The 20,105-nt window shown below is 70.9% G+C and carries 20 protein-coding genes; 7 read left to right on the top strand and 13 right to left on the bottom strand.

Annotated features, from left to right (window positions below; genetic code table 11):
• Nucleotides 1-3 precede the first annotated feature (3 nt).
• From alc to FXO23_RS30535, 5 genes are read right to left on the bottom strand one after another with little or no spacing between them, the layout of a single operon-like run.
• Nucleotides 4-1,011, bottom strand: a complete 1,008-nt coding sequence (gene alc, locus FXO23_RS30555) for an allantoicase (protein WP_158888945.1) — start codon at nucleotides 1,009-1,011, stop codon at nucleotides 4-6.
• A 12-nt stretch (nucleotides 1,012-1,023) separates the two neighbouring features.
• Nucleotides 1,024-2,334, bottom strand: a complete 1,311-nt coding sequence (allB, locus tag FXO23_RS30550; protein ID WP_158888944.1) for an allantoinase AllB — start codon at nucleotides 2,332-2,334, stop codon at nucleotides 1,024-1,026.
• Nucleotides 2,335-2,349: 15 nt separating this feature from the next.
• Entirely contained in the window at nucleotides 2,350-4,044 is a 1,695-nt protein-coding gene (gcl, locus tag FXO23_RS30545) for a glyoxylate carboligase (RefSeq protein ID WP_158888943.1), read from the bottom strand.
• A 13-nt stretch (nucleotides 4,045-4,057) separates the two neighbouring features.
• Nucleotides 4,058-4,936, bottom strand: a complete 879-nt coding sequence (locus FXO23_RS30540) for a 2-hydroxy-3-oxopropionate reductase (RefSeq protein ID WP_158888942.1) — start codon at nucleotides 4,934-4,936, stop codon at nucleotides 4,058-4,060.
• A complete protein-coding gene (locus FXO23_RS30535; RefSeq protein WP_158888941.1) occupies nucleotides 4,933-5,742 on the bottom strand; it encodes a hydroxypyruvate isomerase family protein in 810 nt (269 codons plus the stop codon). Before FXO23_RS30535 ends, FXO23_RS30540 begins: the two co-directional genes overlap by 4 nt.
• A 108-nt stretch (nucleotides 5,743-5,850) precedes the next feature.
• Here FXO23_RS30535 and FXO23_RS30530 point away from each other — a divergent pair, with 108 nt between their 5' ends.
• From FXO23_RS30530 to FXO23_RS30505, 6 genes are all read left to right on the top strand, one after another.
• Complete coding sequence (locus FXO23_RS30530; RefSeq protein WP_158888940.1) at nucleotides 5,851-6,318, top strand: helix-turn-helix domain-containing protein; 468 nt, start codon at nucleotides 5,851-5,853, stop codon at nucleotides 6,316-6,318.
• Nucleotides 6,319-6,428: 110 nt separating this feature from the next.
• Entirely contained in the window at nucleotides 6,429-6,920 is a 492-nt protein-coding gene (gene uraD / locus FXO23_RS30525) for a 2-oxo-4-hydroxy-4-carboxy-5-ureidoimidazoline decarboxylase (RefSeq protein ID WP_158888939.1), read from the top strand.
• Nucleotides 6,917-7,240 (top strand): hydroxyisourate hydrolase, encoded by a 324-nt coding sequence (gene uraH / locus FXO23_RS30520; protein ID WP_158888938.1) that lies wholly within the window; start codon nucleotides 6,917-6,919, stop codon nucleotides 7,238-7,240. Before uraD ends, uraH begins: the two co-directional genes overlap by 4 nt.
• A gap of 6 nt (nucleotides 7,241-7,246) precedes the next feature.
• Nucleotides 7,247-8,137: a factor-independent urate hydroxylase gene (gene pucL, locus FXO23_RS30515; RefSeq protein WP_158888937.1), complete on the top strand. Its 891-nt coding sequence runs from the start codon at nucleotides 7,247-7,249 to the stop codon at nucleotides 8,135-8,137.
• Between the two features lie 10 nt (nucleotides 8,138-8,147).
• Nucleotides 8,148-9,473, top strand: coding sequence for a nucleobase:cation symporter-2 family protein (locus FXO23_RS30510; RefSeq protein ID WP_158888936.1), 1,326 nt, complete (start codon nucleotides 8,148-8,150; stop codon nucleotides 9,471-9,473).
• Nucleotides 9,474-9,618: 145 nt separating this feature from the next.
• Entirely contained in the window at nucleotides 9,619-10,104 is a 486-nt protein-coding gene (locus tag FXO23_RS30505) for a hypothetical protein (protein WP_246258035.1), read from the top strand.
• Nucleotides 10,105-10,144: 40 nt separating this feature from the next.
• Here FXO23_RS30505 and FXO23_RS30500 read toward each other — a convergent pair whose 3' ends face one another.
• Nucleotides 10,145-11,944: an ABC transporter ATP-binding protein gene (locus FXO23_RS30500; protein ID WP_246258033.1), complete on the bottom strand. Its 1,800-nt coding sequence runs from the start codon at nucleotides 11,942-11,944 to the stop codon at nucleotides 10,145-10,147.
• Between the two features lie 122 nt (nucleotides 11,945-12,066).
• Here FXO23_RS30500 and FXO23_RS30495 point away from each other — a divergent pair, with 122 nt between their 5' ends.
• The gene (locus tag FXO23_RS30495) at nucleotides 12,067-12,639 is read left to right on the top strand and encodes a TetR/AcrR family transcriptional regulator (protein WP_218952188.1); all 573 of its coding nucleotides are present in this window, start codon (nucleotides 12,067-12,069) and stop codon (nucleotides 12,637-12,639) included.
• Here FXO23_RS30495 and FXO23_RS30490 read toward each other — a convergent pair.
• The 7 genes from FXO23_RS30490 to FXO23_RS30460 all read right to left on the bottom strand — a co-directional run bounded on the left by FXO23_RS30490 (nucleotide 12,629) and on the right by FXO23_RS30460 (nucleotide 20,040).
• Entirely contained in the window at nucleotides 12,629-13,018 is a 390-nt protein-coding gene (locus tag FXO23_RS30490) for an allophanate hydrolase-related protein (protein WP_158888933.1), read from the bottom strand. The genes FXO23_RS30495 and FXO23_RS30490 overlap by 11 nt on opposite strands.
• Nucleotides 13,019-13,032: 14 nt before the next feature.
• A complete protein-coding gene (locus FXO23_RS30485; RefSeq protein WP_158888932.1) occupies nucleotides 13,033-14,481 on the bottom strand; it encodes an NCS2 family permease in 1,449 nt (482 codons plus the stop codon).
• 73 nt (nucleotides 14,482-14,554) lie between these two features.
• On the bottom strand, nucleotides 14,555-15,049 hold the full coding sequence (locus FXO23_RS30480) for a nucleoside deaminase (protein WP_158888931.1): 495 nt from the start codon (nucleotides 15,047-15,049) through the stop codon (nucleotides 14,555-14,557).
• Between the two features lie 23 nt (nucleotides 15,050-15,072).
• Nucleotides 15,073-17,367: a xanthine dehydrogenase subunit D gene (gene pucD / locus FXO23_RS30475; protein WP_158888930.1), complete on the bottom strand. Its 2,295-nt coding sequence runs from the start codon at nucleotides 17,365-17,367 to the stop codon at nucleotides 15,073-15,075.
• Nucleotides 17,364-18,710, bottom strand: coding sequence for an 8-oxoguanine deaminase (locus FXO23_RS30470; RefSeq protein ID WP_158888929.1), 1,347 nt, complete (start codon nucleotides 18,708-18,710; stop codon nucleotides 17,364-17,366). Before FXO23_RS30470 ends, pucD begins: the two co-directional genes overlap by 4 nt.
• On the bottom strand, nucleotides 18,707-19,168 hold the full coding sequence (locus FXO23_RS30465) for a (2Fe-2S)-binding protein (protein ID WP_158888928.1): 462 nt from the start codon (nucleotides 19,166-19,168) through the stop codon (nucleotides 18,707-18,709). Before FXO23_RS30465 ends, FXO23_RS30470 begins: the two co-directional genes overlap by 4 nt.
• A complete protein-coding gene (locus FXO23_RS30460; protein ID WP_158888927.1) occupies nucleotides 19,159-20,040 on the bottom strand; it encodes an FAD binding domain-containing protein in 882 nt (293 codons plus the stop codon). Before FXO23_RS30460 ends, FXO23_RS30465 begins: the two co-directional genes overlap by 10 nt.
• Nucleotides 20,041-20,105: the final 65 nt, after the last annotated feature.

Here is a 20,105-nt window from a genome sequence, read left to right as displayed (position 1 = left end):
TGGTCAGCGGCTGGAGTCGAAGCGATCGGTGAACTCCTTGCGGCCGCGTTCGGTGAGGCCGCCGTGCAACCGCAGCCGGGCCAGGCCACCGTCCGGATAGATGTCCAGCCGCACGTGGGTCACCTCGCGCTGTTCGGGCACCACGAACCGGTGCCGGGTGTCCGGCTGCAACCGGGTGCGCGGCAACAACTCGAACCACGCATCCGGTTCGTCCACATCGGACACCGAACCGCTGAGCGAGGCCCAGCCGGGGGCGTTGCCCTTGAGGTTGCTGGTGTCCAGTTCCGCCAGCCGGATCACCCCGGCCCCGGCGAGCCGGAGCGTCGCCCAGTCGTTGCCGTCGTCGCGGCGGCGCGCGGTTTCCCAGCCTTCGGCCTGGTGCGCCGCCAGGCCGGGCGCGAGCATGTTGCTCGGTGACGAATAGAACATGTTGCTGCACCCGGTGATCTCGCCGCCGTTCTCCAGCGCGGCGAGGTCGAGCGCGCCCAGGTCGACCAGGCCCGGATCGGCGATCGGCCGGCCGTGCACGCGCAGCCGGGCGACCCCGCCGTCGGGGTGCATGGTCAGCCGGACGTGGGTGTACCGCCGCCCCGGCTCCACCGGGAAGAAGTTCTCGGTGTGCCCGGAAACCGGCGACTTCGGCACCACCGTCTCCCAGCCGGACAGCTCGTCCGCGCTCGGGTAACCGTCCACGGCACACGCCTCCACCGAGACGAACGGCGGGTAGTTGCCCTTGAAGAACGCGGTGTCCACGACCACCCCGGAAACCACGCCGGGCAGCCCGAGCCGCACCACCGCGTGGTCCACCCCCGGTTCGCGGCGCCGCCGGGTTTCCCAGCCGTCGTAGACCTGCCCCTTGGGACCGAAGGTCTCCGGCTGGTGCCGGGGAACCCAGTCGTTGATCAGGTTCTCCTTCTCGGCGAACAGCTCGTCGGTCGCCCGCATCACCGTGCCACCGAACCGCCGCGCCGCCAGATCGGGCAGGTTTGTCCACTCCGGACGGTCGTTCACATCGCCTCCTGTTCAGCCCCGGACGAGCAGTTCACCGAACGGCTCACCGGTGATCTCCTTACCCCGCAACCACGTTCCGCGTACCACCCCGGCGAGCGGGCGCCCGTGGTAGGCGCTCACCGGATTGCGGTGGTACAGCTTCGCCACGTCCACCACGAACGCCTCGTCCGGCGCGAACACGCAGAAGTCCGCGTCCGCGCCGACCGCGATCCGGCCCTTGCGCGCCAGCCCGACCTGGTCGGCGGGCGCCTCGGCCATCCACCGCACCACGTCGGCCAGTGCGAACCCCCGCTGCCGCGCCTGCGTCCACACCGCGGGCAGGCCGAGCTGCAGGCTCGCGATCCCGCCCCAGGCCGCCCCGAAATCGCCGCGCTTCAACTCGGCCGTGCACGGCGAATGGTCGCTGACCACGCAGTCGATCACGCCGTCGGCGAGCCCGCGCCACAGCAGTTCCCGGTTCGCCGCCTCGCGGATCGGCGGGCAGCACTTGAACTGCGTGGCCCCGTCGCCGATCTCCTCGGCGATGAAGCTCAGGTAGTGCGGGCAGGTCTCCGCGGTGATCGCGACCCCGTCCCGCCGGGCCTCGGCGATGAGCGGGATCGCCTCGGCCGAGGACAGGTGCAGGATGTGCACCCGCGCCCCGGTCCGCCGCGCCAGTTCGATCACCCGCGCGATCGCCACGTTCTCCGCCCCCGGCGGCCGCGACCGCAGGAAGTCGGCGAAGTGCACGCCGTCGGGCGCGGGCGCGTGGTCGATGGTGTCGGCGTCCTCCGCGTGCACGATCATCATCCCGCCGAACGCGGTCAGCTCGCGCAGCGATTCCTCCAGCCCGGCCGGGTCGAGCGGCGGGAACTCGTCCACCCCGGAGTGCAGCAGGAAGCATTTGAACCCGAACACCCCGGCCTCGTGCAGGCCGCGCAGGTCACCGAGGTTGCCGGGGATCGCCCCGCCCCAGAAACCCACGTCGACGTACACCCGGCCGCGCGCGGACTCGCGCTTGACCGCCAGCGCCGCCACGTCGACCGTCGGCGGGAGGCTGTTCAGCGGCATGTCGACGATCGTGGTCACGCCACCGGCCGCCGCCGCCCGGGTCGCGGTCTCGAAGCCCTCCCATTCGCTGCGCCCGGGGTCGTTGACGTGCACGTGCGCGTCGACCAGCCCGGGCAGCAGCACGGTGTCCGCGCCGAGTTCGACGACCCGGTCGCCGGTCAGCCCGGAATCCAGCGGCTCCACCGCCGCGATCCGGCCGTCGACCACCCCGATGCTGCACGCCGCCTCGCCGCCGTCGAGCACCACGCGCGGCGCCTTGAACACCAGATCCACTCGCACACCTTCCTGCTAGGGAACCGCTTCGAACTCAACCACACTGTCCAGCGCGGTGCCCATGGCCGCGTTCGCCTCCCGTTCGATCATGATCTCGACCAGCACCGGCCGGTTCGTGCGCTCGGCCTCCTTGCGCGCCCATTCCAGCGACTCGCGGATCTCCCCCGGTTCGGAAACCCGGGTCCCGGAACAGCCGTACGCCTCCATGATCTTGACGTTGTCCGTGCCGATCGTGTCGTAGTGGATGTCCACCTGGTAGTTCATCCCGTACCCGGTCTCGGCCTGGCGGATCAGGCCGAGGTACTCGTTGTTCAGCATGATCAGCACGAACGGAACGTCGTACTGGGCGGCGACCGCCAGCTCCTCGACCAGGAACTGGAACGAGTAGTCGCCGACCACGCCGACCACCTCGGCGTCCGGGCGGGCCTTCTTCACCCCGATCGCCGCGGGGATCTCCCAGCCGAGCGGCCCGGCCTGCCCGCAGACCTGGTAGTGGCGCGGTTTGTGCGCGCGCTGGAACTGCCCGGACCAGATCTGGTACAGCCCGATCGCGGTGACGAAGTACGCGTCCTCGCCGTAGAACTCGTTGATCTCCTTGAACACCCGCGGGGCCTTGATCGGGGTGTCGTCGAAGTCCTCGCGCCGGGGCAGCAGCTCCTTCAACCGGGCCAGTTCGGCCACCCAGTCCCGCCAGTCCGGGGCCGCGGACCGGCGCTCGGCGGCCGCCAGCAGTTCGGTGAGGAACGCGCGGGTGTCCGAGACGATCCCCAGGTCGGGGCCGAACACCTTGCCCAGCTGGGTGGGTTCGATGTCCACGTGGATGAACTTGCGCTCACCCCGGTACACGTCCAGATCGCCGGTGTGCCGGTCGCCGAACCGGGCGCCCAGCGCGAGCACCAGATCGGAGCGGAGGAAGGCGGCGTTCGCCCAGCGCTGCGAGGTCTGGATCCCGGCCATCCCGGCGAACAGCGCGTGGTCCTCCGGGAAGCCGCCCTTGCCCATCAAGGTCACGCCGACCGGCACGCCGAGCCGTTCGGCGACCGCGCGCAGCGCCTCGTCGGCCTCGCCGAGAACGACCCCGCCACCGGCCAGGATCAGCGGGCGCTCGGCGGCGAGCAGCAGGTCCAGCGCCCGTTCGACCCGGGCGACCGCGGGCTCGGGCCGGGTCACCGGCAGTGGCGCGTCGATGCTGGAGTCCCATTCGATCTCCTGCTTCTGCACGTCGATCGGCAGGTCGATGAGCACCGGGCCGGGGCGGCCGGACCGGGCGATCCGGAACGCCTCCCGGAACAGCCACGGCAACTGGGCGGCCTCCTTGGCCTGCACGGCCCACTTCGTGACCGGTTTGGCGATCTCCACGATGTCGACCGCCTGGAACGCCTCCTGGTGCAGTTTGGCCGACGCGGCCTGGCCGGTGATGCACAGGATCGGGATCGAATCGGCCTGCGCGGTGTACAGCCCGGTGATCATGTTCGTCCCGGCCGGCCCGGAGGTGCCGATCGCGACGCCCACGTTGCCGTTGGTGCGCGCCCAGCCGTCGGCCATATGGGTCGCGCCCTCCTCGTGGCGCACCACGAGGTGCTCGATGCCGCTGCCCTGCAATGCTTGGTACAGCGGGAGAATCGCCGCGCCGGGGCAGCCGAACACGGTGTCCACGCCCTCGCTGGCCAGCACCTCGACGACGGCTTGCATGACGGGAATTCTGGGCATGATCGTCCCTTTCTCAGGCTCGACCGGAAAGCTGCTCGGTGACCTTGAGCAGCGCGGAATGGTCCAGCGAGCCGTACCCCATGGCTCGCCCGGCGGCGACGAGCTGGGCGACCAGCCCGGTCAGCGGCAGCGCGACCTCGGCCTGCCGGGCGGCGGCCAGGGCGATGCCCATGTCCTTGTGGTGCAGGTCGATCCGGAAACCGGGCTGGAACTCGCGGGCCACCATCGACTCGCGTTTCAGGTCCAGAATCCGGTTGGCGGCCAGGCCACCGGCCAGCACGTCCAGGCCGACGCCCGCGTCCACCCCGGAGGCCTCCATCAGCACGATCGCCTCGCCGACCAGGCCGTAGATCCCGCCGACCAGCAGCTGGTTGGCGGCCTTGACGACCTGGCCCGCGCCGTGCGGGCCGACGTGCACGATGGTCTTGCCGACCACCTCGAAGAACGGGCGAGCGGCGGCGAAGTCGTCCGCCTCCCCACCGACCATAATGGACAGAGCGGCCTGCTTCGCGCCCGCCTCGCCACCGGACACCGGGGCGTCCAGCACCCGGATCTCCTTGTCCCGCGCGGCTTGCGCGATCTCCAGCGAGGTCTCCGGCCGGATGGTGCTCATATCGATCAGCAGGGTGCCCGGTTTGGCCGTCTCCAGCACGCCGCCCGAGCCGAACACCACCTGCTCGACGTGCGGGTGGTTGGGCAGCATGGTGATCACGACTTCGGCGCCCGCCACGGCGTCGGTGACGCCCGAGGCGCCGTGCCCACCGGCGGCCACCAGCCGCTCGACGGCGCCGGCGTTCACGTCGTAGCCGCGCACTTCGTGTCCGGCGGTTGCCAGGTGCGCGGCCATCGGCGAGCCCATGATGCCGAGGCCGATGAATCCCACGTTCGTCATTCGCTTCCCCTTCGCTCGCGCGGCAGCCACCCGAACGAATCGGCGGATTCGCCGGTCGGCTTGTACTCCAGGCCGACGAATCCGGTGTAGCCCGCCGCTTCCAACTTGGTCAGGTAGCCCTGGATGTCCTGTTCCCCGGTGCCCGGTTCGTGGCGGCCGGGTACGTCGGCGATCTGCACGTGCCCGATCCGGGGCGTGTGCTCGGCGATCACCGCGTCCAGGTCGTCGCCGTTGACGCCGAGGTGGTAGAGGTCGGCGAGCAAGCCGATGTTGTCCTTGCCCGCCTTGTCGAGCACCGCGACCGCGTCGGCCGCGGTGCGCAGCGGATACCGCTCGGCGCCGGACAGCGGTTCGAGCACCAGCCGAGCGCCGATCCGCGCCGCGGCCGCGGCGGCGAAGTCCAGATTGGACAGTGCCAGCTCGTCCTGTGCGGCCGGTTCGGCGCCGTCGATCCGGTTGCCGTACAAGGCGTTGAACGTGCGGCAGCCGGTTTCCGCCGCGATGCCGATCGCGGCGGCGACCGCGTCCTCGAACTCGGCTTCGCGGCCGATCCAGGACACCAGCCCCCGATCGCCCGCGGGCATGTCCCCGGCGAAGAAGTTGAGGCCGACCAGCTCGACCCCGGCGTCGGTGACCGCGCGGACGAACGCGGTGACCTCGCGGTCGCCGGGCGCCGCGGTGTCGAACGGCCACCAGAACTCGATCGCGTCGAACCCGGCTTCCCGGGCCGCGGCGGGCCGCCGCTCGATCGGAAGTTCGGTGAACAGCAGCGACAGGTTGACGTCGTAGCGCAGGGCGTGTCCCATGGGCACCTCGCCAAGATTTCGTATTGTGGAAACTTGATTTCGCATAACGACAGTAGCCCCACCGCTCGGCTCTCGTCAACGGTCCGGCCGGGCGGCTACCGTGCTGGCGTGGAGCTGAAAGCCGAGTTCACGACCGAGCCCTTCCGCGGCGAGGGCGAACCACCCGAGCACGCGGTCCGGGCGAACGAGGCCGCCCTCGAAGCGGGACTGAGCACCGATTTCGGACCGCTCGGCACCGCGGTGCGCGGCGAGCCGCAGGCCCTGCTCGACGCGCTTCCGGCGATCGCGCGGGCGGCCCTGGAGGGCGGCGCCACCCGGCTGACCCTCCAGCTCACCACCGGCGCCGACATCCCGGCGGCGAGCGCGGCGCCCAGCGCCCTGGAGCGGCTCATCCGGGAGGTCGAAGCCCAACTCGGCGCGCGGCTCGCCGAACTGGACCGGCCGGGCAAGCAGCGCGCGGTCCGGCTGCTCGAGGAACGCGGCGCGTTCGCCATCCGCAAGTCGGTGGTGACCGTCGCCGAGGCACTCGGCGTCACCCGGTTCACGGTGTACAACTACCTCAACCGCAGCTCATGAGCACCACAAGATCATCTTCAACAAACTGTTGACGGTCGGGATATGCGGCCGTAACGTCTTCAGATCAGAATTAGATTTCCGCAATGCGAAACTCTGCCTGAGGGGCCCGCATGCCACTCGATCTCGACGAGTTCAACCGCACCGATCCCGAGCGGGTTCGCGCGCTGCTCACCGCCTGCCTCGATGTGCCCCGCTGGGTGGACGCCGTGCTGGCCGGGCGGCCCTATCCCGATCTGGAAGCGGTGTTCCTCGCCGCGAAGGCGGCCACCCCGCTGCTGCCGGAGGAGATCCGGCGCGCCATGGACGCGCATCCGCGCATCGGTGAGAAGCCCGCGAAGGACGACACCGGGGCGAGGTGGTCGCGGTCCGAGCAGTCCGGAGTGGACGATTCGGCCGCCGCGGAGTTCCGCGCCGCCAACGCCGCGTACGAGGAGCGGTTCGGGCACGTCTACCTGGTCTGCGCGAGCGGGCGGAGCGGCGGCGAGCTGCTCGCCGATCTGCGCGCCCGCCTCGCCAACGACCCCGAGACCGAACTCGCCGTCGCGGGTTCGGAACTCGCCAAGATCGCCCAGCTGCGGCTGGAGAAAGCGGTGACCGCATGAGTCTGGTGACCACCCACGTGCTCGACGCCTCGGCCGGGCGCCCGGCGGCGGGGGTTCCCGTCCGGCTGGAAGCCCGCGGCGACGGCTGGTCCCTCGTCGCCGCGGGCCGGACCGACGACGACGGCCGGATCCGCGATCTCGGCCCGGATCGCCTGGAGGCGGGCGTGTACCGGCTCGTCTTCGACACCGAGTCCTACCTCGGCGCGGACTGCTTCTTCCCGGAAATCACCGTGTGCTTCCGGATCACCGACCCCCAGGCGCACCACCACGTCCCGATCCTGCTCAGCCCGTTCGCCTATTCCACCTACCGAGGGAGCTGATCCGCCGTGGCCATCACCCTGGGCCCCAACCAGTACGGCAAGGCCGAGGTACGCCTCGTGACGGTGAACCGGACCGGACCGGTGCACCACCTCAAGGACCTCACCGTGTCCACGGCGCTGCGCGGCCGCCTCGAGGACACGCACCTCACCGGCGACAACGCCGACGTCGTCGCGACGGACACGCAGAAGAACACCGTGTACGCCTTCGCGAAGGAAAGCCCGGTGGGCGAGATCGAGGATTTCGCGCTGCGCCTGGCGAAGCACTTCGTGGGCGAGTTCAGCCACATCACCGGCGCGCGGATCCTGATCGACGAGCACGGCTGGGACCGGATCCCGGTGGACGGCCGCGAACACGACCACGCGTTCTCCCGCGCCGGGGACGAGAAGCGGACCACCGCGGTCACCGTGCAGGACGGCAAGGAATGGGTCGTTTCCGGCCTGACGGACCTGGTGGTGCTCAAATCGACCGGTTCGGAGTTCCACGGATTTCCCCGGGACCGCTACACCACGCTCGCCGAGACGAACGACCGGATCCTGGCCACCGCGGTGACCGCGCGCTGGCGGTACGCCTCGAACGGAGTGGACTGGCACGCCAGTTTCGGCGAGATCCGCCGGATCCTGCTGGAAACGTTCGCCACCAAGCACAGCCTTTCGTTGCAGCAGACGCTGTACGCGATGGGCGAGGCGGTGCTGCGAGCGCGCCCCGAGGTCGCCGAGATCCGGCTGTCCATGCCGAACAAGCACCACTTCCTGGTGGACCTGTCCCCGTTCGGGCTGAAGAACGAGAACGAGGTCTTCTACGCCGCCGACCGCCCGTACGGCCTGATCGAGGGCACCGTCCTGCGCGATGACGCGGAAGACGCGGGCCTGGCCTGGCACACCCTGCCCGCGTTCTAGGGAGCCCGAGATGACCGCCACCACCACCGAACCGGGCACCGGTGTGCATCCGGTCGACCGGAAACCGCCCGCGCTGCAACTGATCGTGGGCGGCGTGCAGCACGTCGCGGCGATGTACGCGGGGGTGGTCGCGCCCCCGCTGATCATCGGCGCGGCGGTCGGGCTGAGTCCCGGCCAGCTCAGCCTGCTGATCAGCGCGAGCCTGTTCACCGCGGGCCTGGCGACGCTGTTGCAGACGCTCGGGGTGTGGCGGTTCGGCGCCCGGCTGCCGCTGGTCAACGGCGTCACGTTCGCCACGGTCGCGCCGGTGCTGTCGATCGCCGCCCAGCACGGGCCCGCCGACGCGCTCGGCGTGGTCTACGGCGCGACGCTGATCGGCGGCGCGCTGGTGGTGCTCGCGGCGCCGTTCTTCTCCCGGCTCACGCGGTTCTTCCCGCCGCTGGTGACCGGCACGGTGATCACCCTGATCGGGGTCTCCCTGCTGCCGGTGGCGATCAAGTGGATCTCGGCGCAGCAGCCGACGGCCGAACCGTCCGGGCTGCTGCTGGCCGGGATCACCCTGCTCGCGGTGCTCGCGTTCACCCGGTTCCTGCCCGGTTTCTGGGGCCGGATCGCGCTGCTGCTCGGTCTGGTCGTCGGCACGCTGGTCGCGTGGCCGCTGGGTGAAGTGGACACTTCGACGCTGTCCCAGGCCCCGGCGTTCGGCATCGCCACCCCGTTCCACTTCGGCGCGCCCGCGTTCGATCTCGCGACGATCGTGTCGATGGCGATCGTGATGCTGGTGGTGATGGCCGAGAGCACCGCGGATCTGCTGGCACTCGGCGAGATCGTGGGCCGCCCGACCACTTCGCGCACCCTCGCCGACGGCCTGCGCGCGGACGGCCTGGCGACCGCGGTGAGCACGATCTTCGGCGGGTTCGCCTGCACCGCGTTCGCGCAGAACGTCGGCCTGGTCGCCCTGACCAGGATGGTGAGCCGGTACGTGGTCGCGGCGAGCGGCGCGGTGCTGGTGGTGCTCGGCGTGTTCCCGGTGACCGGCGGGATCATCGCGCTGGTGCCGCAACCGGTGCTCGGCGGGGCCGGGCTGGTGCTGTTCGGCAGCGTCGCGGTGGCCGGGATCCGCACGCTGGCCAAGGCGTCCTTCGACAACCCGGCGAACATCACCATCGTCGCGGCGTCGCTCGGCGTCGGCCTGATCCCGATCGCCGCGCCGAAGTTCTACGAGCACTTCCCGTCGGCCGTGCAGACCGTGATGGATTCGGGCATCAGCGCGGGATGCGTGGTCGCGGTGGTGCTGAACCTGATTTTCGGGCGAGGCAACCCCCGCACCCGGTGAGGCGTGTCGGTAGTACTTACCGATGGGGGAGAACACCATGCGAGTGCGAAGACACCACTGTGCCGTTGCCGGCCTTTTCGCGGCCGCGCTGACTTTGTCCGGCTGTAACTCCGACACCAAATCGGCCGCACCACCGCCGAGTCCGGTGGCACCTCCGCCGAGCAGTGCCAATTCCGAAGCGGCCGTCCGCTGGGTGGACGGCTACTGCGGCACGATCGGGGACTTCGCCGCGGCCAGCAAGGCGAGCGGGGCCAAGATAACGTCCGGCACCGTCACCGCCGGACAGGCGAAGCGGGAGACCAGCGACTGGCTCGGTGAATACGCGACCATCCTGGGCAGGGCGATCGACGGGTTGACCGCGCTCCCACCCGCCCCGGCCCCGGCCGGAGACGCCGCGAAGAAGACCTCCCTGGAGAAGTTCACCGCCGCACGGGACAGGACCGTCGCCGCGAAAACCCAGCTGGACGCGGCGTCGGCGAACAACACCGCCGCCCACGACCGAGCCGCGAAGGACATGGCCGCCGTCCAGGAAGACGCGGTCGGTGCGATCAAATCGCTGATTCCGGCGATCCGGACTCCCGAACTGGTCACCGCCGTGCTCGCCGCACCCCGCTGCCAGCAGGTCGAGTGAGGCCACCGGGCCCCGGGGGTCGTGCGTGTCGCGGCCGGCTCTAACCGGTCTGTCCACTCACGACCTCGGGGCAGGCCGGCGCGGGTTGGTCGATGGCGCCGATGCGGAGGGCGGCGACCAGGTCGCGGTACAGGTCGTCGCTCGCCAGCAGCTCCGCGTGGGTGCCGCTGGCTCGGCAGGTTCCGTTTTCCAGCACGAAGATCCGGTCCGCGTCGACCACTGTGGACAGTCGGTGGGCGATGGTGATCACGGCGCCCCGGCTGGAGATCCGGTCGATCGCGTCGTGCACGGCGGCTTCGGTGAGGCCGTCGAGCTGGGCGGTGGCCTCGTCGAGCAGGAGGATCTCCGGGTCGCCGACGAGCGCCCGCGCCAGGGCGATGCGCTGCCGTTCGCCACCGGAGATCGTCGAACTGGACAGCACGGTGTCCAGGCCGAGAACCCGCGCGCGATCCGCCAGCCGCACCGCACGCAGCGCCGACCAGATCGCCTCCTCGTCGGCGTCGGCGTGCGTGTACAGCAGGTTCTCCCGCAGGGTCCCCGGCAGCAGCGGGGTGTCCTGCTCGACGTAGACGATCCGCTTGCGCACATCCTCCAGCGACCACTGGTCGAACGGCACCCCGTCCAGGGTCAGCTCCCCACGTTCGGGCTGCAGGAACCGGAGCATCAGCGAGAACATCGTGGTCTTGCCCGCCCCGGACGGGCCGACGATCGCGGTGTGCCCGACCCGCGGGATGTCCAGCGAAATCCCCTCGACCGCCGGGGCGGCGCCCGGCGCGTACCGGGCCGTCACGTTCCGGAACGACAGCACCGCGGCGTTGCCCGGGACGGCCGCGCCGGACGTTTCGCCCGCGTGCTCGACCTCCAGCCCCTGCACCTCCCGGATCCGCGCCGCGGCGGCCACCCCGGACTGCCACGAAGTGATCGTCTTCGACAGCTGCTCCACCGGGTTCATCACCTGGAACGCGTAGAGCAGGAACGCGATCAGGCTCGACACCGGCAACAGCCCCGCGCTCACCCGCCACGCGCCGAGCCCGAGGATGATCAGGATCGCGAGCTGCACGCCGCCGCCGGCCACCGTCCACGCGGTCGCCTCGATCCGGACCGCCCGCACGCTCTGCCGGGTGGATTCCCGCGCCTCGCCGAGGATTCGCTCGCTCTCGCGGTGCTCGGCCCGGCTCGACTTGACCGTGCGCACCGCCCGCAGGGCGCCTTCCAGCACCCCGCCCAGCCGCCCGACCGCGGCCTGCGCGTTCCGCTGCACCTTGGCCAGCCGCGGCATCAGGACCGCGAACGCGAGCCCGACCAGCGCCAGCGACGCGAGCGTGGTGACCAGCAGCACCCAGTCCAGCACCGCCATCAGGGCCAGCGCCCCGAACAACCCCACGATCCCGTTGACGAAGTCGACCACCCCCGAGGTGGCCGCCTCGCGCAGCATCACCGTGTCCGAGGTGACCCGGGTGACGAACTCGCCGCTCGGCCGCTTCGCGAGCTCGCCGATCCGCACCCGGAACAACCGGCGGACCATCGACGTCCGGGCGTCGAGCACGATCCGTTCGGCCATCGTGCCGAGCAGGATCGCCTGGCAAAGGCCCAGCACCAGCCCGCCGATCAGCAACGCGATCAGCAGCCACACCGCTTCCGAGATCGGCCCCGAGACGGCGAGCGCGTCGAGCACCCACTTGGTCACCAGCGGGGTGACCAGCTCGGCGCCGGTGGTGGCCAGCCCCAGCACCAGGCCGAGCAGCACCACCAGCCGGTGCGGCCGGACGAACGACCACAGGACCTTGATGTTCTGCCAGCGCCGAGCCGGTGGTTCGGTAGTCGCGTTCTCGCTGGTCACTATGCCCCCTGGGATCGGATTCACGTGGAGTCTGATCACCAAGCTACCAAAACGGGACACCGATGTCTCATAAATAAACTTCACCACCCCTATCTGGGACGGCACTTGCTACAGTGATCCGCGTGTCCACAGCCGCCGAATCGAGCACCCGGAGCCGCACCCGGCAGGCCATCGTCGAGGCCGCGGCGACCGTGCTCTCCCAGCGCCCGAAGGCCTCGCTCGCCGACGTCGCCGCCGCCGCGGGGGTCGGGCGCAGCACCCTGCACCGCTACTTCCCCGAACGCTCCGACCTGATCACCGCCCTGTCCGACGAATCGGTGGTCCGCATGCGGCAGGCGGCCGCGGACGCCGGTCTCGACCAGGGCACCGCGGTCGAGGCGCTGCGCAGGCTGGTGCACGCGTTCTTCGGGCTCGGCCCGTGGCTGCTCTTCCTGTTCAACGAGCGACTGCTGGAGGAAGAGGAGACCTTCCTCGCCAGTTTCGAGACCGCCAACGAACCGGTCGCGGGGCTCATGCTCCGGGGCCAGGAAGAGGGCGTCCTGGACCCCGAAGCGAGCATCGAATGGCTGCTCCGGGTGCTCTGGATGTTGGTCTACGCCGGTTGGGATGCCGTCCGGGACGGCGAGCTACCCCGGCATTCCGCCACCGAGTTCATCATCCGCGCCCTGGAGCACGGGATCGTGCTCAGCCGGTGAACCCCCGCGCCGCGCGGTAGGCCCGCCAGTCGCCGAACTCGGTGATGTCCACCAGTTCCGCACTGTCCACACAGGACTTGCGCAGCACGGTCGCCAGGCAGGCGCCGCCGTCGTCGAGCTCGATCACGCCCAGCTCGAGTTCCGGCGGTTCGGCCGGGATCAGGTGCTCCCGCAACACCGCGAGCGGCAGGTCGTAGACCTCGCCGAGCACTGCGGCCCCGCCGGAGGCGACCTCGTGCATCGCCGGGAACCGGTCCCCGACCGAGAAGTACCGGTACTTCGGCGCGGACCGCGCGGTGCACAGCAGCGGCGCACCCCGCAGCTGCTCGTGCAACGGTCCCCCGCGCATCCCGCCACCGTTGAGGAACATCAGGGGCATGGCCGGTTCCTTTCCTATTGCAGTGCCGAGGTGATTCCTTCGACGGCGAAGTAGACGAAGAAGATCGCGGCCAGCACACCCAGCAGCCAGCCGATCTCACGCCACTTCCGCTTGCCGAGTTTGATCAGCACGTAGGCGATCAGGCCCGCGCCGATGCCGTTGGTGATCGAGTAGGTGAACGGGATCAACGCCGCGGTGAGGAACACCGGAATCGCGAAGTCGATGTCCTGCCAGGGAATCCGGCGGCACTGCGCCATCATCATCCCGCCGATCACCACCAGCGCGGGCGCGGCGGCCTGCGCCGGGACCACCGCGGCGATCGGGGTCAGGAACAGGGTCGCGGTGAACAGCCCGCCGGTGACCAGGCTGGCCAGCCCGGTGCGCGCGCCCTCGCCGACCCCGGCCGCGGATTCCAGGAACACCGTGTTCGGCGCGGATCCGGTGACCCCGCCGGCCAGCGCCCCGGCCCCGTCCACCAGCAGGATCCGGCCCATGCCCTCGACCTTCCCGTCCCTGGTCAGGCCCGCCTCCTCGGACACGCTGGTGATCGTGCCCATGGCGTCGAAGAAGCCGGAGAGCACCAGGGTGAACAGGAACACGCTCGCGGTCACCACCCCCGCCGAACCGAACCCGCCGAACAGGTCGATCCGGCCGAGCAGCCCGAAATCCGGGGTCGCGACGACGTGCTCGGGCACCTGGGGTTCGACCAGGCCCCAGCCGTGCACGTCGAACACGGTGTTGACCACGATCGCGAGCACGGTCGCCACCAGGATGGACAGCAGCACCGCACCCGGCACCGCGCGGCTGACCAGCACGATCATCAGCAGCAGCCCGACGCAGAAGATCACGATCGGCCAGCCCATCAGGTGCCCGCCGAGTCCCATACGCACCGGCACGGTCGAGTTCGCCGCGTCCGGGGTCCGGGTCACGAACCCGGCGCTGACCAGGCCGACCAGGGCGATGTACAGGCCGATGCCGACGGTGATCGCCGTCTTCAGCGGCATCGGGATCGCGTTGATGATCCGTTCCCGCACCCCGGAAACCGCCATCAGCACGATGCACACGCCCTCCAGCACGACCAGCCCGAAGGCCTGCGCCCAGGTCATCTCCGGCGCCATCTGGAAGGCCACCACGCCGTTCACGCCGAGCCCGGCGGCCAGCGCGAGCGGCGCGTTGCCGACCAGTCCCATCAGGATCGTGGTCACCCCGGCGGCCAGCGCGGTCGCCGTGGTGACCTGCTCGGTCGACAGGCGCGCGCCGGTGATGTCCGCCGACGCGCCGAGGATCAGCGGGTTGAGCAGCACGATGTAGCACATCGCGACGAAGGTGGTGACCCCGCCGCGCACCTCGCGGCCGAACGTGCTGTCTCTCGCGGTGATCCGGAAGAAGCGGTCCAGTGCGGACGCTCTTCCCGGTTGGGGCTCGGGCGGGTGGTGCGGTCGGTCCGTGCGCAACTGGGTCATACCGGCCTCCACGACATCGCGGGCGTGCTCGACCAAGCCCCTCGGCCCGGCCGAGGAGCCCAGCAGGGGTGGGTCAGTAGGCGACCTTGTCGGTTTTCGCCTGCCATGCCTGGAACGGCTGGTTACCGTCCACAAGAGACAACTGGCCTACGGGTACCGGCCAGGTGTGCCTCGGCTGGGAGAAGAGCTCGTAGAACTCGCGGTCGTCGAATCCGGCCCGCGCCGCGTCGTGCCGGTCGGCGGCGTAGAGCACCCGGTCCAGCCGCGCCCACAGCGCGGCGGACAGGCACAGCGGGCACGGTTCGCACGAGGAGACCAGCACGCAGCCGGTCAGCCGGAAGTCCCCGATCGCCTGGCACGCCGCGCGGATCGCGACGACCTCGGCGTGCGCGGTCGGGTCCAGGGTCGGGGTGACCTGGTTGGTGCCGGTGGCGATCGTCTCGCCATCCCGGATGATCATCGCGCCGAACGGCCCGCCGCCCGCCGCCACGTTCTCGGTGGCCAGCCGGACGGCCTGGCGCAGCCATTCCTGCTCGGCATTGTCCACAAAAGACAAGGTGGTACCCACAGAAGTCTCCGTTCGGTGTTGGCTCAGGTGCCGGTGAGGTGCTCGGGCCGGACCGGGACCCGGTTCAGCGCCTTGCCGGTGGCGGCCCGGATGGCCGCGACGATCGCCGGGGTGGAGGAGATCGTCGGCGGTTCCCCGACCCCGCGCAGACCATACGGCGCGTGGGGATCGGCCAGTTCCAGGACGTCGATGCTCATCGGTGGCATGTCGAGCACGGTCGGGATCAGGTAGTCGGTGAAGGACGGGTTGCGGATCTTCCCGTCCGCGGTCTGGATCTCCTCCATCACCGCGAGCCCGAGCCCCTGCGCCGAGCCGCCCTGGATCTGGCCGAGGACGGCTTGCGGGTTGAGCGCCTTGCCGACGTCCTGCGCGCAGTCCAGCGCGATCACCTTGACCAGGCCCAGTTCGGTGTCCACGTCCACCACCGCCCGGTGCGCCGCGAACCCGTACTGCACGTGCGCGTTGCCCTGGCCGGTCTCGGGATCCAGCGCTTCGGTCGGCCGGTGCCGCCATTCGATCGTCTCGTCGAGCACGGTTTCGCCCAGGACATCCACCAAATCGGCGAGCACGCCCTCGTCGGAGGAGATCAGCTTGCCGCCCGAGACGCTGAGTTGCCCGCGCGCACGGCCGAGTTTGCCCTCGGCGTGGGTGAACAGCGCGGACCGCACGGCGAGGCAGGCGGCGCGGACCGCGCCCCCGGTGACGTAGGTCTGCCGGGACGCCGAGGTGGACCCCGCGTTGCCGATCGAGGTGTCCATCGGCTGGATGGTCACCCGTTCCACGCCCAGTTCGGTGCGCGCGATCTGCTGGATGATGGTGACCAGTCCCTGCCCCACCTCGCAGGCCGCGGTGTGCACCAGCGCGGCGGGTTCGCCGCCGATCACCTGCAGCCGCACCCGCGCGGTCGAGTAGTCGTCGAACCCCTCGGAGAAGCAGATGTTCTTGATGCCCACCGCGTAGCCGACCCCGCGCACGACGCCCTCGCCGTGCGTGGTGTTGGACACCCCGCCGGGCAGCGTGCGCAGGTCGTAGTCGCCGGAACGCTCGGGCGGCAGCGGTTTGCGCTCCACCCGCCGGAGCAGTTCGGCGATCGGCGCCGCCGAGTCGACGACCTGCCCGGTCGGCATCCTCGTTCCCTCGCGCATCGCGTTGCGCACGCGCACCTCGACCGGGTCCAGGCCGCACGCCTCGGCCAGCCTGTCCATTTGCGACTCGTAGGCGAACGCCGCCTGCACCGCGCCGAATCCGCGCATCGCACCGCACGGCGGGTTGTTGGTGTAGGCGCCCCAGCAGTCGATCGACACGTTCGGCACCTCGTACGGCCCCACGCCCAGGGTCGCCGCGTTCGCCACCACGGCCGGGGTCGACGAGGCGTACGCGCCGCCGTCGAGGAAGATCCGCGCCTTGACGTAGACCAGCTTCCCGTCCCGATCGGCGCCGTGCTCGTAGTGCAGCGTGGCCGGATGCCGGTGCACGTGCCCGTAGAAGGATTCCTCGCGGTTGTAGACCATCTTCACCGCTTTGCCGGTGTGCAGCGCGAGCAGGCAGGCGTGCACCTGGATGGACAGGTCCTCGCGGCCGCCGAACGCGCCGCCGACCCCGCCGAGGGTCAGCCGCACCTTGTCCGCGGGCAGCCCGAGCGCGGCGACCACCTGCCGCTGGTCCACGTGCAGCCACTGGGTCGCCACGTACAGGTCGACGCCGCCGTCCTCGGCGGGCACCGCGAGCCCGGATTCCGGGCCGAGGAACGCCTGGTCCTGCATGCCGACCTCGTACGAGCCGGTGACCACCACCTCGGCGGTCGCCTCCGGGTCACCGGCACGGATCGGCACGTACCGCACGACGTTCCCGTCCGGGTGCAGATCGGGGGCGGCGCCCTCGACCGCCTGCTCGGCGTCGGTGACCGGGTCGAGCACCTGGTAGTCGACGCGGATCCGCTTCATCGCCCGCCGCGCGGTCTCCGGATGGTCCGCGGCCACCAGCGCGACCGGTTCTCCTTGGTAGCGCACGACATCCACCGCGAGCACCGGCTGGTCGGGATGTTCCAGGCCGTACCGGTTCACCCCCGGCACGTCCTCGTGCGTGAGCACCGCGTAGACACCCGGCACGGCGAGCGCGTCGGTGATGTCGATGCCGCGGATGCGGGCGTACGGATGCGGGCTGCGCAGCGTGGCGCCCCACAACATGTCCTCGTGCCACAGATCCGAGGAGTAGGCGAACTCACCGCGCACCTTGATCGTGCCGTCGGGCCGCTGCGGGCTGCCGCCGATCCCGTTGACCGAACCGGTCACCTGGCCGGTTTCCGTCGAAGTACTCATCGAAGCCTCCCGCTCGCGGCGCGCAGTTCGGCGGCGATCCGCGATTCGTCGTCGGTGCGCAGCTCGCCGTCCGCCACCACGGTTTTCCCGCCCACCAGGAGCAGGGTCAGCGGCGGGGTCGCGCCGAGCACGAGCGCGGCCACCGGATCCTCGATCCCGGCGTGGTTCAGGCCGTCGAGCCGCCACACCGCGAGATCGGCCAGCTTGCCCGGTTCCAGCGAACCGAGTTCGTCCTCCCGGCCCAGGCACCGCGCGCCGCCCATGGTGCCCATCCACAACGCCTCGCGCGTGGTCAGCCCGGTCGGGCCGCCGCGCTGGCGGGCCTGCAGCAACGCCTGGTGCAGTTCCTCGCCGAGGCCGCCGGATTCGTTGGACGCGGCCCCGTCGACGCCGAGCCCGACCGGGACGCCCGCGTCGAGCAGCGCGCGCACCGGGGCGATCCCGGCGCCCAGGCGGCCGTTGGAGGTCGGGCAGTGCGCCGATCCGGTGCGGGTCGCGCCGAGCCGCCGGATCGCCTCGGGCGCCAGGTGCACGGTGTGCGCGAGCCAGACGTCCTCGCCCACCCAGCCGAGTTTGTCGGCGTACTCGGCGGGCGTGCAGCCGACCTCCCGCAGGCACTGCTCCTCCTCGTCGAGGGTCTCGGCGAGGTGCGTGTGCAACCGGACTCCCTTGCGCCGCGCCAGATCCGCCGACCGGGACATCAGTTCCTCGGTGACGGTGAACGGCGAACACGGCCCGGCGGAGATCCGGATCCGGGCGTCCGGCGCGGGATCGTGGTAGGCGTCGATCGCGGCCTCGGTGCCGAGCAGCGCGTCCTCGGTGCTCTCCACCAGGTTGTCCGGGGGCAGCCCGCCGTCGGATTCGCCGCGGTCCATCGAACCGCGGACGAGCTGCGCCCGCACCCCGATCCGGCCGACCGCCGACACCAGCGCGTCCATCTGGTCGCCGCCGTCGTTCGGGAAGACGTAGTGGTGATCGGCCACCGTGGTGCAGCCGGTGAGCGCCAGCCGGGCCAGGCCCGCGGTCGCCGCCGCGTGCGTGATCCCGGCGTCCAGTCGGTTCCACACCGGGTAGAGCGCGGTCAGCCACTGGAACAGGGTGTGATCGGCGGCGAGGCCCCGGGTCGCCCACTGGTAGAGGTGGTGGTGGGTGTTCACCAGGCCGGGGGTGATCAGGCAGCCGGTCGCGTCGATCCGGGTGTGCGCGCCGGAGATCTCGGGCGCCGGGCCTTCGCCGACGGCCTGGATCCGGTCGTCCGCCACGACCACGTGCCCGTCGCGGAACTCGGCGCCGTCGGCGTCCACAGTGGACACGGCGGCGTGCTCGAGGACGGTGGTGCTCATCGCGTCCTCGCCGCCTGCCGGACCGCGTCCAGGATCTTCTCGTAACCGGTGCACCGGCACAGGTTCCCGGCCAGCGCCTCGCGGATCTCCTCGTCGGTCGGCTCGGCGACCCGGTTCAGCAGATCGTGGGCCGCGACGACCAGTCCGGGCGTGCAGAAACCGCACTGCACCGCACCCGCGTCCACAAAGGACTGCTGGACCGGGTCGAGCCGCTCGCCCTCGGCCAGGCCCTCCACGGTCCGGACCTCGCGGCCCTCGGCCTGCCCGGCGGCGACCAGGCACGAGCACACCGGAACGTCGTCGAGGTAGACCGTGCACGAACCGCATTCGCCCTGTTCGCAGGCATTCTTGGAACCGGGGAGGCCGAGCCGCTCGCGCAGCACGTACAGCAGGCTCTCGCCCTCCCACACGTCGTCGGCCTGCTTGGCGTCGCCGTTGACCGTCACGTTCAGGCGCACGAGCGCTCACTCCCCTGGTAGTCGTTCCACGCCCAGGTAAGCGTCCTTCGGGCCAGGACGGAAAGGGCGTGCCTGCGGTATTCGGCGGTGCCGCGGACGTCGTCGATGGGACTCGCGGCCGACGCGGCGAGCGCGCCGAACCGGCGGCGGACCGAATCGCGGATCGGCGCGCGGGTTTCCCACAACCGGGTGTCGGTCAGCTCGGCGGTGAGGAACTCCTCCGCCTCGATGGCCCGGCGCGGGGTCGGGGCCGCGGAACCGACCGCCGCACCGACGCGGGCTTCTTCCGGATGCAGCGCCACGGCGAACGAGCACACCGCGATGACCATGGCGTTGCGGGTGCCGACCTTCGCGAACTGCTGGGGACCGGCCGCGGCCGGGAGGTGGATCGCGATGATCAGCTCGTCGGGCTCCAGCGCGTTGCGCTTCACGCCGAGGTAGAACTCCTCGGCCGGGATGCGGCGCGAACCGCGGACCGAGGCCACCTCGACGCTCGCGCCCGCGGCGAGCAGCACCGGATGGGTGTCCCCGGCGGGCGAGGCGGCGCCGAGGTTCCCGCCCACGGTGCCGCGGTTGCGGATCTGCGGCGAGCCGACCGTGCGCGACGCCATCGACAGCGCGGGCAGCGCCTCGCCCAGTTCGGCGATGACCCGCACGTACGGCACCGCGGCGCCGAGCGCGACCACTCCGTCCGAAGTGGACCATTCGGCCAGTTCACCGACCCGGTTCAGGTCGAGCAGCGCGGCGGGCCGCCGGTGGTCGAAGTTCAGCTCGACCATGACGTCGGTGCCGCCCGCGATGGGCACCGCGTCGGGCCGCTCGGCCTTGAGCGCGAGCGCCTCGGACAGCGAGGTGGGACGCAGGAAATCCACGGTTGAGCTCCTTGGTGCGGCGCAGGTGTGTCCCAGTACACATCCCGGCAGACCGAGGGGCAACG

Source organism: Amycolatopsis anabasis, assembly GCF_009765355.1.
Taxonomy (GTDB): Bacteria; Actinomycetota; Actinomycetes; order Mycobacteriales; family Pseudonocardiaceae; genus Amycolatopsis; species Amycolatopsis anabasis.
This window is presented reverse-complemented; position numbering and strand designations above follow the sequence as displayed.

Coding starts and splice junctions, on each gene's coding strand:
- gcl (WP_158888943.1), bottom strand. CDS start 4,044: ATGCCCAGAATTCCCGTCATGCAAGCCGTCGTCGAGGTGCTGGCCAGC.
- FXO23_RS30485 (WP_158888932.1), bottom strand. CDS start 14,481: ATGACCCAGTTGCGCACGGACCGACCGCACCACCCGCCCGAGCCCCAA.
- FXO23_RS30540 (WP_158888942.1), bottom strand. CDS start 4,936: ATGACGAACGTGGGATTCATCGGCCTCGGCATCATGGGCTCGCCGATG.
- pucD (WP_158888930.1), bottom strand. CDS start 17,367: ATGAGTACTTCGACGGAAACCGGCCAGGTGACCGGTTCGGTCAACGGG.
- uraH (WP_158888938.1), top strand. CDS start 6,917: ATGAGTCTGGTGACCACCCACGTGCTCGACGCCTCGGCCGGGCGCCCG.
- FXO23_RS30470 (WP_158888929.1), bottom strand. CDS start 18,710: ATGAGCACCACCGTCCTCGAGCACGCCGCCGTGTCCACTGTGGACGCC.
- FXO23_RS30490 (WP_158888933.1), bottom strand. CDS start 13,018: ATGCCCCTGATGTTCCTCAACGGTGGCGGGATGCGCGGGGGACCGTTG.
- FXO23_RS30510 (WP_158888936.1), top strand. CDS start 8,148: ATGACCGCCACCACCACCGAACCGGGCACCGGTGTGCATCCGGTCGAC.
- uraD (WP_158888939.1), top strand. CDS start 6,429: ATGCCACTCGATCTCGACGAGTTCAACCGCACCGATCCCGAGCGGGTT.
- FXO23_RS30535 (WP_158888941.1), bottom strand. CDS start 5,742: ATGGGACACGCCCTGCGCTACGACGTCAACCTGTCGCTGCTGTTCACC.